The sequence below is a fragment of the Candidatus Binatia bacterium genome, assembly GCA_035631035.1.
Classification (GTDB): domain Bacteria; phylum Eisenbacteria; class RBG-16-71-46; order SZUA-252; family SZUA-252; genus DASQJL01.
Genome location: DASQJL010000060.1, coordinates 53,623 through 70,157 on the forward strand (window position 1 = coordinate 53,623; position 16,535 = coordinate 70,157).

The following is a 16,535-nucleotide window of genomic DNA, read 5'->3' on the forward strand; positions in this document are numbered from 1 at the left end:
CAACCGGGTGCTCCGGCTTCCAAGTCTTTTGTATGGATGCCGATTCCGCCGTTCGCCGCGGCCCGCTGAAGGAGGCGCCGCCCCTGAAGGAAGCGCCGGCCGAGCCGGTCCGAACGAGGCCGCGCCGGACGAAGATGCTCGTCATCGCCGGCGTCGCCCTGCTCCTCGTCGCGGCCGTCGCCGGATACTTCTGGCTCTCCTCGCGGGGGCGCGAGGGCACCGACGACGCGCAGGTCGAGGGGCACGTGATCCCGGTCCTCTCGCGCGTGAGCGGGTACGTCCGCGAGGTCCGCGTCGAAGAGAACCAGCGCGTCCGCGCCGGAGATCTCCTGGTCGTGCTCGACGACAAGGACCTGACGGCGCGGCTTCGCAAGGCGGAGGCCGATCTCGCCGTGGCCCGGTCCTCGACCGGCCCCGGCGGCGAGAGCGCGGCCGAAGTGGGCGCGGCGCGGGCGGCCGTCGCGCAGGCGCGCGCCGAGACCGATCGCACCGCGGCGGAGCTGCGCCGCGACCGCGAGCTCGCGGCCCAGGGGGCGATCGCGCGCCAGGAGCTGGACAACGCGGTCGCGGCGGCGCAGGCCGCCCAGGCCGCGCTCCGCGCCGCGCAGAACCGGGCGGAGGCCGCCGTCGCCGGCTCGAGAGGATCGACCGCGAAAGTCGCCTCGGCGGTGGCGGAGCGCGACGAAGCGGCCCTCGAGGAATCCTACGCGCGCATCACGGCGCCGCACGACGGCGTCGTGACGAAGAAGAGCGTCGAGGTGGGCCAGCTGGTGCAGCCCGGCCAGGCGCTCCTCGCCGTCGTGCCGCTCCGGGACGTCTGGGTCGTGGCCAACTTCAAGGAAACCCAGCTCGAGGAGCTGAAGCCCGGCGATCCCGCCACGATTCGCGCGGACGCCTATCACGGGCACTCGTTCCGCGGCCACGTCGAGAGCCTGAGCCCCGCGACGGGCGCGCGCTTTTCCCTGCTCCCACCCGACAACGCGACCGGGAACTTCGTCAAGGTCGTGCAGCGCGTCCCCGTGAAGATCGCCCTGGACGAGCCCCCCGATCCCGCGCGCCCCCTGCGTCCCGGGATGAGCGTCCGGGTTTCGGTCCGCACGACGCGGTGAACCGCTCCGCGCCGCGATGGCTGATCACGGTCAGCGTGCTGACCGGAACGATCATGGCCGTCCTCGACGCGAGCATCGTGAATGTGGCCCTGCCCGACATGAGCGGGAGCCTGGGCGCCTCCACGACCGAGATCACCTGGGTCATCGCGGGCTACATGCTCGCGAACGTGGTGATCATGCCGATCATCGCCCTCCTCTCGGCGCGGTTCGGGCGGAAGCGCTTCTACGTCGCCAACATCGTCCTCTTCACCTCCGCCTCCATGCTCTGCGGGATGGCGCGCTCCCTTCCCCTCATGGTGGTGTTCCGCATCCTCCAGGGGATCGGCGGGGGCGTGCTCATGACGGTTTCCCAGGCGATCCTCCGCGAGACCTTCCCGCCCGAGGAGCAGGGGCTGGCGATGGGCCTCTACGGCATGGGCGTCGTGGTCGCGCCCGCCGTGGGCCCCACGCTGGGGGGCTGGCTGACCGACACCTATTCGTGGCCCTGGATCTTCTTCATCAACGTCCCGCTCGGGATGCTCTGCCTCTTCCTGGTCCTGCGCTACGTGCACGACCCGCCCTACCTGGCGCGGGATACCGGCTCGATCGACTTCCCCGGTCTCGCGCTCATGACGGTGGGACTGGGCTGCCTGCAGCTGGTGCTGGAGCAGGGGGCCGAGAAGGACTGGTTCGAATCGACCTGGATCCTCGCGCTGGCCGTGACGGCCGCGGCGGGGCTGACGCTCTTCCTCTGGCGCGAGCTCACGACGGAGCGGCCGGCGGTGAACCTGCGCCTGGCGAAGAACGCCTCCTTCAGCTCGGCCACGTTCCTCGGCGGGATCCTCGGGATGGGACTCTACGGAAGCCTCTTCATCCTGCCGCTCTTCCTCCAGCGCCTGCTCGGCTACACCGCCATGCAGTCGGGGCTGGCGCTCGCTCCGCGCAGCATCACGATGGCCGTGGTCATGCCGCTGAGCGGCTATCTCTACAACCGGATCGGCCCGCGCGCGCTGGTGGCCGCCGGGCTCGCGGTGAGCGCGTGGTCGTTCTACGACCTGTCGCGCCTCTCGCTCCAGACGAGCGCCGCATCGATCCTGGTGCCTCAGATCTGGCAGGGCGTGGGATTCGGGCTGATCTTCGTGGCGTTGAGCACGGCCGCGCTCGCGACCATTCCGCGCCGCGATGTGACGGCCGCGGCCGGCCTCTACAACGTGGTGCGGCAGGTCTTCGGCAGCGTCGGCGTCGCGCTGGCGGCGACCCAGCTCCAGACCGGGACGCGCCGCTACCACGCGATCCTATCCTGGCAGGTCACCGGCTACAGCGAAGCGACGTCGCGATGGCTCGCCGCCGCGCGGAGCGGCTTCGCGCGCGCCTCCGCCGATTCGGTGGAGGCGGCGCGGCGCGCGCTCGCCGCGCTCGACCGGATCGTGCTCGGCCAGGCGACGGTCATGGCGTACAACCATGCCTTCTTCCTCGTGGCCATCCTCTTCGTCGCCGCGGTGCCGCTCGCGTTCCTCCTGCGCGGGCACGAGGGCGGCGATCACGCCGAGTCGGTCGCCGCCGAGGCCTGAACCGGCCGCCGCTCTTCCGCGGCGACGGCGGGCGCCTTCTCTTCGCGCGCGATCAGGTAGTCCAGGACTCCGAGCGCGATGACATTGAGCCCCAGCCAGATCACGCCGGCCATCTGCGCGTGGTAGAACACGAAGAACTGCGTCACGAAGACGGTCACGCGAACCGAGCGCCGAAAGAGGCGGTACGCGGCGTTCCGGTTTCCGAAGAGCCGCACGACTCCCGCCATCATCAGCACGCAGGCGATGCCGTTCGAGGCGATCTCCCCCCAGCTCGCATAGCCGATGTCGAGATGCGTCTGCCCCTCCGGGTGCCCGGTCATCGGCAGGCCGCGCGCCGTGGAGACGGCCCACGCCAGTCCCGATACCGCGAGGGCGAACAGGATTCCGGCGAGCACCCGCGGGAAGCGGGGCCGCGTGAGGATCCGCTCCACGCGAGGCTGGAGCCGGTGCCGCGCCCGCTCGAGGAGGCCGGGCGGCGGCGCGGAGACCGTGTTCAGCCGGTCGAGGAAGCCCCGCACCGCGATCACGCGCGCGTCCTTGGGATCGCACCGGTCGAGCAGTGCCGCGGCCTGCGCTTTCTCGTCGGGATCGAGGTCTTCCAGCGCCATGTCCTTGATCAGCGTGATGGCGTTGGCGAGGCATTCGTCCTCGGTCAGCTGGCGCCGCGCGAGCAGCGCGCGCATCCCTAGAAACAACGTTAGAAATACGAAGTAAATGATTGATATTGCAGGACGATAGAAGTAATCACTATCGCGCGTCAGGAACTTCCCCAGTTCATCGATGAAGAGCCCGAATCCCACGCCGCCCAGGAACGCGGCGGCCGGCCGCGTGCGGCGGCCGATGGAGACCAGGACGAGGAGGAGGGCCGCCGTCAGCACCAGGCCGCCCCACAGCATGTGGGCGATGTGGATGTGTCGGCCGCCGATCTGCGGGTAGCCGGTGGCGGCGAGAAGCGCCCGCAATCCGAGGAGCGTCGCGATCGCCGCGACGAAGAACCGCTCCGCGTTCCGGCCCGCCTCGGCATCCCGGACGACGAGCGGGAGGCGGCGGATGGCGCGCGGCGCGGCGCTGTCCGGGGTCATGGGCGGATGGTAGCGGAGGGAGCCCGGTCAGGCCACGCCGCGCGCGCCGTCGACGATCCCGGCCCGCGCGAGCCCGGCGACGGTCGCGCGCAGCGCCCCGTCCATCGCGAGGAAGAGCTCGGGAGACGCTTCGGCCGTCGCCGCGATCACGAGCCGGGCAGTTCCCCCCGCCGTCTCCGACTCCAGACCGACCTGAAACGTCGGAGCCCGGCCCGCGAGCGCCGCGATCGCGGCGCGGAAGCCGGGATCGGACGCGAACGCGCGTCCCGCATCCCGGTCGCTCGCCTTGACGAGATAGGCGTTGTCGAACGACGTGTCGCCGGTCGTGACGGGATCGTCCGCCAGGTAGCGCATCCGATCGATGAGCTGCGCCGGGTCGGTCATGGATCCCGCCGCGCTCCCGTCGGCGCCCACCGTCCACCGTCGCACGCTCGCGCGCCCGCTTCCCGAAGTCTTCACCGCCACCGAGAGGACCGGAAGGAGGAAGGACTTGGAGAGCACGAAGCGCATCGCCCGGCCGCCCGGGAGGATCTGAAACTGGAAGTCGCGGCCAAGCGCGACGTCGCAGGCGAGACGGAACGCGAACGAGGCTTCCTTGGAATTCACCGCGCTGAGCACCGCCGGGCGGCCCTGGACGTCGTACTCCACGTGTCCGGCGGCTTCCCATGCCGACGGACCGGGCCCCGGCCGTCGCTCCGTCACGCGCCCTCCGACGCTCGCGGCGAAGGAGGCGAACGCGGAGCGGCGGGACGCGAGCCTCCGGCGGCCCTCGCGTATTCCGGTGATGGCGACGAAGAGGAACAGCCCCACGATCGCGGTCATGCGCGCCGCGATCGGGTCCACCCCGGGCAGGACGCGGCGCAGGAGCTCCGGCGCCAGGAAGCCGACGGCCACGACGGCCACGAGCGCGAGCGGCAGGACATGGCGGAGCAGCGCCGAGGCGCCGCTCGGCTCCTCGCCGATCGGACGATAGGACGGACTCGAAAGGGGATCGCTCATGGGTTCCTCCTGCCGCGGCCCGCGGAAGGAGTCCGCGGCCCTTCGACGACGGCATCGGCACCGGAGCGGTCCTTCTCGACCGGAACCGATGCTCCCCCACGGGGTAGGAGAGGGCACCCCATGCGTCTCGTCCGCACGCGGCACCCGTCCCGAGCCTTGCGCGCCATCCCCATCGCCCTTCTCGTTTCCCTGGGGGTCGGCCCCCTGGCCGCCGCTCCGGCCGGCGCCTCGTTCCTCACGCGGGACATGAAGAGCCTGGCGAGCCGCCGGACCGCCGACGTTCTGGCCGGCGCCGCGGTGCTCGGGGCGGCCTCGTTCCTGGTCGAGAATGCCGACACCGAAGAGCACGCCCTCGGCCGGGGCGCCGTGGACGTGCCCGCCGATTTCGGCAACATCTACGGAAGCGGCCTCGTGCTCGCCGGCGTCACCGCCGGCCTCACGGGGGCGGGTCTGGTGGAAAAGCACCCCGACTGGGTCCGCGCCGGATCGGAGATGGCGCGCTCGCTCGCCTACACCGGCATCGCGGTGACCGCGCTCAAGGTCGCCGTGCGCCGCACGCGCCCGAACGGCGGAGCCTACTCCTTCCCTTCCGGCCACACGGCCGCCGCCTTCGCGGTGGCGCCCGTGCTGGCGCGCCGGTTCGGATGGCTGGCGGCGCTCCCCGCGTATGCCTTCGCCACGAGCACGGCGCTCGGACGGATGGAGGATCGGAAGCATTACCTGTCGGACGTGGTCGTGGGCGCGGGAATCGGCACGGCGATCGGACTGGCGGTGGCCTCGGCGCGGCACTCCGCGGCCCCGGAGCCCGAGCGCGTGAAGCCGGCACTCGGGCTGGGCGTCGCTCCCGGCGGCCTCTCGCTCGTCGCGACCTTCTGAGCGCGGCGGCCTCACGCCGCGTCGCGCCGGCGCGCCCCCTCCCCTACCCCCGCGAGCGCTCCGTCGCTTCCGCCACCCATTCCGCGATGGTGTCGAACCCCGCAAGGTCCGGAGCGGGATCCCGGGCCTCCGATCCCGGAAGACCCAGGCGCTCCTGCAGCACGCGCTGCCGCGCCAGCTCCTCGGCCAGCGGAACGTAGAGCGGGCGGTCGCCCAGATCGTCCGCGTAATCCCAGAGGCCGTTCCGGCAGTGGCGATCGTCGTCCCAGCCGGGATGGTTCACGATCGGATAGAGGCAGAGGCCGAAGCACTCCACGCCGCGGCGGATCGCCGCGCGCGCCTCGTGCGCCATGTAGGCGAGCCACGCGGGACGCGGCGCCTCCTCGATCCCGGTCTCGGCGATGAAGAGGGGTCGCCCGTAGCGCGCGTAGACCATCCTCAGCATCTCGTGCACGGGGCGGTATCGCGGACTCGAAGGGCGCACCATCGAGCGGTGCCCCCCGGGGTAGGCCCACTGGTTGTGGACGTAGTAGTTCACGCCGAGGATGTCCAGCATGTCCGGCGATCCCCCCAGCTCGGGATGCGCCCGCCCGGCGATCGCGTCCCAGCTCGCGTACTGCGCCTCTTCGTGGGCGCGCGCGGCGGGCTCGTCTTCCGGACGGTCGGGCCGCGCGATCACGTGGATGATCGGATCGGTGTGGACGAGGCGCGTGGCCGGATTCACGTCCCGCGCCGCGCGTCCCGCCGCCAGCGCCCCCCGCACCAGCTGGTGCTTCAGCGCGTCCCCTTTCCCGTGGGCGAACGGATTGAAGAAGCCCGCCTCGCCGCCGGCGAAGGCGAGGAAGGAGATCTCGTTCACGGGCGCCACGAGCGGCGCGAAGTCCCCTTCCTCGCGGAGCACCTCCGCGAACGCGTGCGCGAAGGCGCCGAGCCGCTTCGGGAAGTCCTCCGAGAAGGGATCCACGTGATCGGGCCATCCGAAGTGGAGGATGTCCCACATCACCTGGACGCCTTCCTCAAGCGCGGCGCGCACCATCCTGCGGGCGCCCTCGAAGTCGTAGCGTCCGGGGGCGGCTTCGATGAGGTGCCAGCGGATCCCGTCGCGCGCGGTGCGCATCCCAAGTCGCGCGAGCCGCGCGTAGTCCTCGGAAGCGAACTCCTCGTGGCGCGTGGAGGCGGCCAGGTCGAGACGGCGGCCGGTCCGGAGCCGGTGCGTCGAGCACTCGAATCCGCCCATGAAGTAGCTGGCCGCGATCCGACCGTCCACCGGCGCGCTACTCCCGGGCCGCCGCCGCGAGACGGCCCTGCGGCATGACGACCGCCGGACGCAGCCCGGTGGCCCGGCCGTACTCGGACGCGGCCTCGCGCGCGGCCGCTTCTCCAAAGCCCGCGCGGGCCAGGGCGATCACGGCGCCGCCGAAGCCGCCGCCCGTGAGCCGGGCCCCGAGGACCCCGTCGCGGAAGCGGAGCGCCTCGACGAGCGCGTCCACCTCGGGGGTGGAGACCTCGTAGTCGTCGCGGAGCGAGCGGTGGGACGCGTCCAGAAGGGCGCCCAGCTCCTCCAAACGCGCGCCCTCCAGCGCCGCGACGGCGGCGTGCACCCGCTCGTTCTCCGTCACCACGTGCCGCGCGCGGCGGTCGAGCGGCGGGGGGAGCGTCGCAATCCGTCTCCACGCCGAGACCGGCAGGTCGCACAGAAGCGATTCCCCGAGACGTCGGGCCGCCTCCTCGCACTCGGCGCGGCGGCGGTTGTAGGCGCCGCTCGCGTTCCGGTGCTCCTGCCCCGAGTCCACGACGACGATCTCCACCGACTCGGGGATCGGCACGTAGCGGTAGGTGAGGTCCTTCGTGCGGAGGAGGAGCGCCTGTCCCTCCTTGCCGAGGCTCGAGGCCATCGGGTCCATGATCCCCACCCGCGCGCCGACGAACTCGTTCTCCACCCGCTGGGCGAGCCGCGCGAGCGCCACGTCGTCCAGGGAGAGCTGGAACCGATCGCGGAGCGCGCGGAGCAGCGCCACCGTGAGCGCGGCGCTCGAGGAGAGGCCCTTTCCGATCGGCACGTCGGATCGGATGCAGGCGTCGAAGCCGCCGAACGCGAATCCTTCGACCGCCAGGAGGCGCGTCGCGCCCTGCGCGTAATCGATCCACGATCCCCGCGGAGTCTCGTCCCCAAGCTCGTACCTCAGGTCGGAGCCGCCCGCCTCCGCGCTCGACAGCCGAACGACCCGGCCCTCCCCGGCGGCGAGCTCGACCGAAGCGCACTGGGGGATCACCGTCGGGAGCACCGAGCCGCCGTTGTAGTCGACGTGCTCCCCGATCAGGTTCACGCGCCCCGGCGCGCGCGCCTGGGTCTCGGGCGGGCGCCCGAAGCGCCGCGCGAATCCGCTCACGAGGATCTCCTCCTCACCGAAGCTCCCCGGCCGCGGACAGCGCCGCCTGGAGCTCGGCGGCCTTGGCCTCGGGGAGCGCGTCGTTCGTGAACATGCCGGCCCCGATCTCCGTCCCCGCGAGATACTTCAGCCGCTCGGTCGTCCGATAGGGGGGATAGAACTCCACGTGGAGGTGCGCTTCGGGATGCGCCGCGCCGTCGGTGGGCGCCTGGTGGAACACCATCACGTAGGGGAACGGGCGTCCGCGGAGCGCGTCGTAGCCGCGCACCACGGCGCGAAGCGCGCGCGCGAACGCGGCGCGGAGCGGCGCGTCGACGTCGGGAAGCCCCGGCACCGGAGCGCGTGGCGCGACCCAGACCTCGTAGGGATAGCGGGCGAACACCGGCACGAACGCCACGACGCCCTCCTCGTCGAACAGGATGCGCCGGCCGTCGGCCAGCTCCGCCTCGAGATGGGTCTCGAGGAGCCCCCGGCCGGAGCGCGCCCGATGCCGCCGCTCCTCTTCCAGCTCGCGCGCGGGAATCGGTGGCACGAAGGGGTAGGCGTAGATCTGTCCGTGCGGGTGCTGCAGCGTGGCCCCGACTTCGACGCCGCGGTTCTCGAACGGCATCACGTACTCGATCTCCGGCCGCGCTCCCAGCTCGCGCGTGCGATCGGCCCAGACGTCGATCAGCATCTCGACGCGCGAAAGCTCGAGGTCCCCCAGCCCCCCTTTCGCCGCCTGCGTGTAGACCACCACCTCGCACGCGCCGCGCCCCGGGCGCGTCGGCACGAGCGTGCCCGGAGGCTCGGGCGCTCCGGGAGCGAGCGACGGGAAACGGTTCTCGAAGACCGCCACCTCCCACGGCCCGGCCGGCAGCTCGGTCGGCTCGCCGCCGGGCTCCGTCGGGGCCAGCGGATCGTAGCCCGCCGGAGGCAGGAAGGTGCGCTCCTGGCGGTTCGCGGCATAGTCCACCCACTCCGCCCGGAGCGGATGCCACCGCAGCTCCGGCGTCGCGACGACGGGTCCGCCGCGCGGCGCGGGCGCCTCGATTCCCTCCGGGATCGGCTCGGCGGCGTAGAGCCACACCGACCGTCCGTCCGGCTTGGTCAGTCGGCGCCGGATCGTGGCGGCGGGCGAGGCCGGCATGCTCACGGCGCCGCCGCGTCGTGCTGGCTGCCCGGCGCGCCCCGCTCCACCCGCTTCTGCTGCTCCGCTTGGTGGCGCGGCACGCGCGGGCCGCGCGTCGCGTCGGCGATCTGCTCGATCGGAATCTTGGGCATGCGGTCGGCGTCCAGGAGGCCGTTCGCTTCCTGATAGGTGTCCGAGAACTGCGTGTAGCAGAAGCCCGCGAGCGCGGGCGAGGCGCGCACGACGTCGAGGAGCGCCTTGTAGCGCGCCGACAGGTCTTCGGGAGCGGCGGCGCACGAGTAGCCCCAGTAGGGCGCCCGCTTCGCGCTGAAGGCGATGCCTCCGAACTCGCTCAGCATGATCGGCATTCCCTCGTGGGGATGCCCGGCCAGCGCCAGCGCGCGCCCTCCCGGGCGATGGCGCTGGAAGAGGCTCGGCAGGTCCTCGTCGCTCCGGTAGCGCGCCGCGATCCGCTCCGGCTGATCGTCGTAGTCGTGGATGCCGATGATGTCCGTGGCGCTGCTCTCCCAGCCGTCGTTGCCCACCACCGGGCGCGTCGGGTCCACCGTCTTCGTCAGGCTGTAGAGCGACTGGACGAAGTGGCGCTGCGCCGGCACCTCCGGAAGGTTGGGCACCCCCCAGGACTCGTTGAAGGGCACCCAGGCCATGACGCAGGGATGGCTGTAGTCGCGCCGGAGCACCTCCAGCCACTCGCGCGTCACCCGTTCGATCGAGCGGGTCGTGAAGCGATAGGCGCTCGGCATCTCCACCCAGACCAGGAGTCCCAGGCAGTCGGCCCAGAAGTAGTAGCGCTCGTCTTCGATCTTCTGGTGCTTGCGGACGCCGTTGAAGCCCATCGCCTTCGCCAGCTCGACGTCCTTTCGGAGCGCCTCCACGCTGGGCGCGGTGAGGCCGGATCCGGGCCAGTAGCCCTGGTCGAGGACCATCTGGAGCGGATAGGGACGCCCGTTCAGGAGCACCGTCCGCCCCTCGGTCGTGATCGATCGAAGCGCCGTGTAGCTGTCCACGCGGTCGATCACCCGTCCCGTCGCGTCGATCAGCTGGAGCCGCGCGTCGATCAGGGTCGGCGAGTGGGGACTCCAGAGAAGCGCGTTCCGGTAGTCGTCGATCCCCGGGTCGGAGAAGGCGATCTTGCGGTTCACCTCTCCCGAGACGACCGCGTACATGTCGTCGGCGATCAGCAGGTCGTTCGCGCGCATCTCGACGCGCAGGCGCAGGTCGTCGCGGGACCGCCCGTCGATCCGCGCCTCCAGGCCGATCTCCCAGCGCTCGAGATTGGGAGTCCAGCGGAGCGAGTCGATCGAGGTCTCCGGGACGCGCTCCAGCCACACGCTCTGCCAGATGCCTGACGTGCGCGGATACCAGATCGAGTGCGGCTCGCGCTCCCAGTCCTGCTTGCCGCGCGGCTTGGCCAGATCGTGAGGGTCGTCGTGGGCGCGCACCACGATCGTGACCGGTGCGTGGGCGGCGAACTCGGTGAGGTCGGCGACGAAGGGGGTGTAGCCTCCCTCGTGGAAGGCGACGCGGCAGCCGTTCGCCCAGATGGAGGCGGCGTAGTCCACGGCGTTGAAGTGGAGGAGGAGGCGCTCGCCGGGGTCCAGCTTCGGGACCTCCAGCGTGCGCCGGTACCAGCAGGCTTCGTGAAATCCGTCGTCGCCGATCCCGCTGGCCGGAGCCTCCGGCGCGAACGGGACCTCGATCGTGCCGCTCCAGCGGACGTCCTCCGGCATCTCCCAGACCGCGGTCGTCTCCAGCGCGAACTCCCACGGACCGTCGAGCGAGCGCCACCACGGACGCCGCCGCTGCGGGCGTGGGTGCGCCGCGATCTCGTCCCGCTCGTTCACGCGCTCAGAGCGTCATCGGCGCCCGCTCGGTCCCCGGCGCCGGCCGCCCCGGCCGCCGGGTCAGCGCCCGGCGCTCCTCGCGCCGTTCGCAGGCCTTCAGCGCGGCGTTCCTTCCCGCGATGAAGGCATGGTCCGAGTTGTAGTACTCCCATTCACTGAAGCGTCCCGCGAGGAAGATGTCGCGTTCCAGGAGCCAGGCGCGGATGTGCTCCACCCGCTCCCTGCGCTCATGGTCGTAGATGACGTAGGCGTACGGCAGGTCGGCCTGGCACGCCGTCCAGATCGGATCCTCGTCGCCGATCAGCCCCACCCTGCGGCAGTCCGCGATGCAGCGCTCCGTGAGCGCCTCGCCGTCGGCCGGAAGTGGGTGATCGCCGGAATAGGTGATCTCGCAGGTGAGGCCGAACCCTCCCGGCGGGTTGCAGTGGGGACTGGCATTTCCCTGCACGAAGATCCGGTGGAACACCGTGTCCTCGGGATAATAGATCCAGTGCTTCTCGGTCAGGTCGGGCCGTCCGACGCCGAGATTCACGCAGCGCACGGAGAGATGGCGGAGCCCGGCGGCCGCGTCGCGCACCGCCGACGGAGCCTCGGGTCCCAGGAGGCGCACCAGGCGCGGCAACGGAATCGTGCTGATCAGGGTCTCGTACTCCAGCGTCGAGCCGTCGCTGAGCCAGGCCATGCGCTTCGAGGGGCAGAGCCGAACCGCCTCGGTCTCGAGGCGCAGATCGGCGCGGAGCCGCGGCAGGAATCCATCCATCAGCGCCTGGAACCCCCCGCGCAGCGGATAGCCGAACCGCGCGTTGGGGCCCATCGGCTTCGGCACCGGCGAGAGCGCCCCGTCGATCATCTCCTCGAGATCGGGGAGCGGCACGCGGCCACCCAGCCAGGACGTCTCCATCTGATCCAGCGGCACCTTCCAGAGCTTCCGGTTGTACGGAATCGCGAAGTGCTTCGCGATGCCCGAGCCCCACACGCGATAGATGAACTCCTCGAAGCTCCGGGGCTCCGTCCATGGCGCGCCTTCGGCCGCCGCGAGCGCCTCGGGCGCGGCGAGCGGCGCCTCGGCTTCCAGGATCCCGTCGGCGCAGCAGTCCTTCACGTCGCCGCCGGTCAGCCGCCCGTGGCCGTTCGCATGGCCGTTCGCGTGGCCGTTCACGTGGCCGTTCGCGTGCCCGTTGCCATGCCCGTTTGAATGACCGTTCCCGTTCGCATGGCCGTTGCCGTTCCCCTCCGCCGCGGCGCACGTCATCGGCTTCAGCGTCTTCGCATCGGGGGGCCTCAAGGGGCCGAAGCGAGCCTCGATCGCGCCGACCAGGCACTCTTTGATGACCTGGTTCGGCAAGCCGTAGAGCGCGCCCTGAAACGGATACCGGGTGTGGACGCCCTTGCTGTAGATCCAGGCCTCCCGCTCCTGCCAATGGACGTTGTCCCCGAGGAGGAGGCGGTAGAGGTCGTGCACGTAGGGATCGTTGGAGAACATGATGTGGCCGGCGTGATCGAAGGTGAAACCGCCGGAGACGATCGAGCGGCAGCAGCCGCCCACCCTCGATTCGCGCTCCACCAGGACCGCCTCGTCGCCCAGCGTCAGAGCGGCCGAGAGTCCGGTGGGCCCGGCTCCCAGAACGACCGCGGTGCGGGGCGTCACGCGATCGACCTCGCGGAGGCCGCCGGGTAGGCCGGCGCCTCGCGGTGGGTCGAATCGCCGGCAACCCGGCGAAGAATGGCGTCCATCCGATCCACCGTCTCGTCCCAGGACGTGCCGGCGAGCACCTCGCGGGCCCTCGCGCGCCGTGACGCCCGCTCGGCCTCGCTCTGGGCGAGCGCGCGCTCGCACGCTTCGAGGAACCCTTCCGGTCCGTCCCCCAGGAACACGATGTCGCGGTAGGGCTCCGCCACGTCCTCGATCGACGTGCTGACGATGGGACGGTCGGCCGCCATGTACTCGAGCACTTTGGTCGGGCTGATGAACCGCGTCGCCTCGTTCTTCGCGAACGGCATGAGGCAGACGTCCCATCCCGCCAGGTAGCCGGGCAGATCGTGGTAGGGCTGCTGCCCCATGTATCGGAGGTTGGCTCCCCACGGGAGCGCCGAGCGATCGATCTTCGCGACCGGGCCGACCATCACGAACGTCCACTCGGGCCGCTCGGCGGCCAGGTGGCGCAGGATGTCCAGGTCCATGCGCTCGTCGATCACCCCGAAGAAGCCGAAGCGCGGGCGCGGGAGGCGGGCCTGCGCGCGCACCTCCGGAACCGAGGCGGCGCTCGCGAAGTGCTTCACGTCGACGCTGCTCGGGAAGCAATGGACGTAGGGATGGAGCCGCTGCTTCGCGCGATAGAGGCTGGGCCCGCCCGTGAAGACGGCGTCGGCGCACTCGAACAGCTCCTGCTCGCGCTCCCGGATTCCGGCGGGAGCGTGGAGGAAGTGCGAGAGCTCGTCCATGCAGTCGTAGATGATCGCCGTGGGTTGCAGCCCCTGCGCCACCGACACCGCCATCGGAGTGTAGAGCCAGGCCGCGAAGCGCTCGTAGCCCTCGCGCTCCAGGAACCGGGCGAGCTGCGCGCTCAGGATCCGCTCCTGGCGCGGGCCGAACCCCGGGCCCTCGACCGGGAGATGCGGCTGGACGACGCGAACGCGGGGAGCGACGCGCATGACTTCGAGCCCCGCGACGGCGCCGTTGGTCACCGGCTCTTCCACGAAGAGGATGTCCCGGCGCTGGGCCAGGCGGGTCATGATGTGATGCGGCCGCTGGAACACCGAGTTCCAGCGCAGGTGCGAAAAGACGACGACGGGGGTGTATTCCATGGACGCGATCTCCGGCGAAACGAATCCCGATTGCGGGTGTGGCCCGGGTGCAGATGCCGTCGACCGGCAGCAGCTTCCATGCCACGCCGAAAGGCGGGAGATCGCGCTATTTTCGTGAGTTCCGCGAAGGGACGGCGATGGCCGAAGCGCGCCGGACCGAAGGGCTTACAAAAGCGTGGCGGTCTTTACACGCCGGCGCGCTTCGCGGTACCACCCTTGCTGCTCTCGAGAAACGGGCTCCCGGCTAGGGAGTCCTGGCGAGCGCTTCGATGCGATCCTGCGCCTGCCCCAGCGCCGCGAGCAGCGCGCGCGAGCAGTCCTGGATCTGGACCAGATCGCGGACGCGGTCGCTCGTGAGCACGGGGTCGGCCGCCAGGCGCCCCAGGGACGTCACGACGCCCCGCAGCTCGTCGCGAGAGAGGTCCATGTCGCGGCACATCTCGTCCAGTCCGCGCGGCGCCGGCTTCTCGATCATCCATGCGTGCGTCTCGCGGGCATGCTTGTCCGCGAGGTCCAGGGCGGCGATCAGCTCGCTCTGACGCCCCTCGATCCGCTGCCGCTCCGTGGACGCGACCGAGTCCGCCACGGCGGGCGTCGCCTCCGCGATCCGCCGGAGCGATGCGTGCAGCGTCGTGAGCTCGCGCGCGACGGTGCCGATCTCGTTTCCGAACTGCTGGATCTCCTTCCCCTGCGCGTCACCGGGCTTGATTTCCGAGTCGCTCGCGATGGCGCTCATCCTGCGTTCGGCATCCTGCAGCCGGTCGCACATCTGCTCGATGGCCTTGTTCGTGTCGCGCAGCTCCATCCGCGTCTTGTGATGCGCCATCCAGTCCGAGAACTCCTCGGTCGAGATCATGACCTGGTCGACGCGACTCAGGAACAGAGCCGGAGCGGGCGAAGGCGTCGCGGGCGGGGATTCCTTCCCCACCGCCGGCGCCGCGATCGCGAGAACGGCCGCGAGGAGCGACACCGTGAGGACGATCGATTTCATGGCTCCCCCTTTCGGGCCGCGTGCGCGGCCCCCTTGCGAGAGGACGGAGCTGCAACCGCCGTGCCGCCCCCCACGGGGCCACGGCGGGGTCTTCGGGGATCGTCCAACGCGCGTGGCGCGAAGCGCTTGGGAAGGCACCGCTCCCGCCGTCCGGCGGCGGCGCGCCGATCGCGGCGCCGCGGGCCTGACACGCTGTCAGACGGACGCGGAACGACCTGACAGCGCCTTCCGCGCATCGAGTGCGGGCGTCGAGGGGCACCGGGGCCGGTGTCCGCGCCGCTACCAAGGGACCATGTCGCGCGAGCGCCCGGCTCCGTTAGAGTGGTGGGGATGCGATTCCCGGCCGAGCCGTTCCGGATCAAGGTGGTCGAGCCGCTCCGCTACGTGTCGCGCGAGGAGCGCGCGGAGCTTCTCGAGAAAGCGGGTCTCAACCTGTTCGCGGTTCCCGCCGACTCGATCTACATCGACCTGCTCACCGACTCGGGAACCTCCGCCATGAGCGACGCGCAGTGGTCGGGGCTCATGATGGGCGACGAGTCGTACGCCGGGAGCAAGAACTTCTACAACCTCGAGCGCACCGTGCGCGAGCTCACCGGCTACAAGCACGTGATCCCGACGCACCAGGGCCGCATGGCCGAGCACCTCCTCTTCTCGTCGGTGCTGAAGCCCGGCCAGATCGTCCCGAACAACAGCCACTTCGACACGACGCGCGCGAACGTCGAGGCTCAGGGCGCCGAGGCGCTCGACCTGGTGATCCCCGAGGGCCAGGATCCCGACGCCGACCACCCCTTCAAGGGGAATATGGATGTCGCCCGGCTCGAGCGCCTGCTGAGCGAGAAGGGCCGGTCGAACGTTCCGCTGGTCATGCTCACCGTCACCAACAATTCGGGCGGCGGGCAGCCGGTCTCGCTCGCGAACGTGCGCGCGGTGCGCGAGGTCTGCGACCGCCACGGCGTGCCCCTTTTCCTGGACGCGTGCCGTTTCGCCGAGAACGCCTGGTTCATCCAGGAGCGCGAGCCGGGATGCGCCGGCAAGTCGGTCCGCCAGATCGCGCGGGAGCTGTTCGACCTCGCCGCGGGCTGCACGATGAGCGCGAAGAAGGACGGACTCGTGAACATCGGCGGCTTCCTGGCGTTCCAGGCGGACGCGCTCGAGAGCACGGTGACGAACCTGCTCCTGCGCGTCGAGGGCTTCCCCACCTACGGGGGACTCGCCGGACGCGACCTCGAGGGGATGGCGCGAGGGCTCTCCGAGGTGCTCGACGAGGACTACCTGGGCTTTCGCATCCACCAGGTGCGCGAGCTCGGAACGATGCTGATGGAAGGCGGCGTGCCGATCGTCAAGCCGGTGGGCGGCCATGCGGTCTACATCGACGCGCGGCGCTTCCTCCCGCACGTGCCGCAATCGCGCTTTCCGGGGCAGGCCCTGGTGGTCGCCCTCTACCGCGACTACGGCATCCGCGGCGTCGAGGTCGGAAGCCTCATGTTCGGCCACAAGGATCCGGCCACGGGCGAGGACGTCTTCCCCACGCTCGACCTGGTTCGCCTCGCCGTCCCGCGGCGGGTCTACACCTACGAGCAGATGCGGTACGTGGCCCAGTCGGTCGTGGAGATCTATCGCCACCGGGAGACGCTGCGCGGCTTGCGTCTCGTCTATGAGGCGCCGGTTCTCCGCCATTTCACGGCGCGGCTCGCCCCCGTGGAGCCCGAGCCCGCGCCGGTCCGGTAGCTTCTCGGCTGGATTCCGGGGCGCCGCGG

Annotated in this window: 13 protein-coding genes; 4 read left to right on the top strand and 9 right to left on the bottom strand. The window is 71.1% G+C overall.

The annotated features are described in order from the left end of the window. Nucleotides 1-32: 32 nt before the first annotated feature. Nucleotides 33-1,109, top strand: a complete 1,077-nt coding sequence (locus VE326_05815) for an HlyD family secretion protein (GenBank protein ID HYJ32719.1) — start codon at nt 33-35, stop codon at nt 1,107-1,109. Next, complete coding sequence (locus VE326_05820) at nt 1,106-2,659, top strand: DHA2 family efflux MFS transporter permease subunit (protein HYJ32720.1); 1,554 nt, start codon at nt 1,106-1,108, stop codon at nt 2,657-2,659. The genes VE326_05815 and VE326_05820 overlap by 4 nt, the downstream gene beginning before the upstream one ends. Here VE326_05820 and VE326_05825 read toward each other — a convergent pair. Next, entirely contained in the window at nt 2,629-3,741 is a 1,113-nt protein-coding gene (locus tag VE326_05825; GenBank protein HYJ32721.1) for a hypothetical protein, read from the bottom strand. The two genes, VE326_05820 and VE326_05825, sit on opposite strands and share 31 nt — an antisense overlap. A gap of 27 nt (nt 3,742-3,768) precedes the next feature. Beyond that, nucleotides 3,769-4,740, bottom strand: a complete 972-nt coding sequence (locus VE326_05830) for a hypothetical protein (protein HYJ32722.1) — start codon at nt 4,738-4,740, stop codon at nt 3,769-3,771. Between the two features lie 120 nt (nt 4,741-4,860). Between VE326_05830 and VE326_05835 the strand changes: the two genes are divergently transcribed. Then, on the top strand, nt 4,861-5,616 hold the full coding sequence (locus tag VE326_05835; GenBank protein HYJ32723.1) for a phosphatase PAP2 family protein: 756 nt from the start codon (nt 4,861-4,863) through the stop codon (nt 5,614-5,616). A gap of 43 nt (nt 5,617-5,659) precedes the next feature. Here the strand turns inward: VE326_05835 and VE326_05840 are convergent, their stop codons facing one another. From VE326_05840 to VE326_05870, 7 genes are all read right to left on the bottom strand, one after another. Continuing rightward, nucleotides 5,660-6,883, bottom strand: a complete 1,224-nt coding sequence (locus tag VE326_05840; protein HYJ32724.1) for a beta-glucosidase — start codon at nt 6,881-6,883, stop codon at nt 5,660-5,662. Between the two features lie 7 nt (nt 6,884-6,890). After that, complete coding sequence (gene galK / locus VE326_05845; protein HYJ32725.1) at nt 6,891-8,006, bottom strand: galactokinase; 1,116 nt, start codon at nt 8,004-8,006, stop codon at nt 6,891-6,893. Between the two features lie 13 nt (nt 8,007-8,019). After that, nucleotides 8,020-9,135 carry a galactose-1-phosphate uridylyltransferase gene (gene galT, locus VE326_05850; GenBank protein HYJ32726.1) on the bottom strand — a complete coding sequence of 372 codons (1,116 nt, stop codon included), beginning with the start codon at nt 9,133-9,135 and terminating at the stop codon, nt 8,020-8,022. 2 nt (nt 9,136-9,137) lie between these two features. Further along, complete coding sequence (locus VE326_05855; GenBank protein ID HYJ32727.1) at nt 9,138-10,982, bottom strand: glycoside hydrolase family 2 TIM barrel-domain containing protein; 1,845 nt, start codon at nt 10,980-10,982, stop codon at nt 9,138-9,140. Between the two features lie 4 nt (nt 10,983-10,986). Then, nucleotides 10,987-12,630 carry an FAD-dependent oxidoreductase gene (locus tag VE326_05860; protein ID HYJ32728.1) on the bottom strand — a complete coding sequence of 548 codons (1,644 nt, stop codon included), beginning with the start codon at nt 12,628-12,630 and terminating at the stop codon, nt 10,987-10,989. Further along, nucleotides 12,627-13,787, bottom strand: coding sequence for a glycosyltransferase (locus VE326_05865; GenBank protein HYJ32729.1), 1,161 nt, complete (start codon nt 13,785-13,787; stop codon nt 12,627-12,629). The genes VE326_05860 and VE326_05865 overlap by 4 nt, the downstream gene beginning before the upstream one ends. A 244-nt stretch (nt 13,788-14,031) precedes the next feature. Continuing rightward, complete coding sequence (locus tag VE326_05870) at nt 14,032-14,778, bottom strand: hypothetical protein (GenBank protein HYJ32730.1); 747 nt, start codon at nt 14,776-14,778, stop codon at nt 14,032-14,034. A gap of 330 nt (nt 14,779-15,108) precedes the next feature. Between VE326_05870 and VE326_05875 the strand changes: the two genes are divergently transcribed. Continuing rightward, complete coding sequence (locus VE326_05875; GenBank protein HYJ32731.1) at nt 15,109-16,506, top strand: tryptophanase; 1,398 nt, start codon at nt 15,109-15,111, stop codon at nt 16,504-16,506. The last annotated feature ends 29 nt before the right edge of the window (nt 16,507-16,535 follow it).

Excerpts from the sequence above, each read along its gene's own strand:
- VE326_05815 (HYJ32719.1), top strand. The coding sequence starts at position 33 with ATGGATGCCGATTCCGCCGTTCGCCGCGGCCCGCTGAAGGAGGCGCCG.
- VE326_05825 (HYJ32721.1), bottom strand. The coding sequence starts at position 3,741 with ATGACCCCGGACAGCGCCGCGCCGCGCGCCATCCGCCGCCTCCCGCTC.
- VE326_05830 (HYJ32722.1), bottom strand. The coding sequence starts at position 4,740 with ATGAGCGATCCCCTTTCGAGTCCGTCCTATCGTCCGATCGGCGAGGAG.
- VE326_05835 (HYJ32723.1), top strand. The coding sequence starts at position 4,861 with ATGCGTCTCGTCCGCACGCGGCACCCGTCCCGAGCCTTGCGCGCCATC.
- galT (HYJ32726.1), bottom strand. The coding sequence starts at position 9,135 with ATGCCGGCCTCGCCCGCCGCCACGATCCGGCGCCGACTGACCAAGCCG.
- VE326_05865 (HYJ32729.1), bottom strand. The coding sequence starts at position 13,787 with ATGGAATACACCCCCGTCGTCGTCTTTTCGCACCTGCGCTGGAACTCG.
- VE326_05870 (HYJ32730.1), bottom strand. The coding sequence starts at position 14,778 with ATGAAATCGATCGTCCTCACGGTGTCGCTCCTCGCGGCCGTTCTCGCG.
- VE326_05875 (HYJ32731.1), top strand. The coding sequence starts at position 15,109 with ATGCGATTCCCGGCCGAGCCGTTCCGGATCAAGGTGGTCGAGCCGCTC.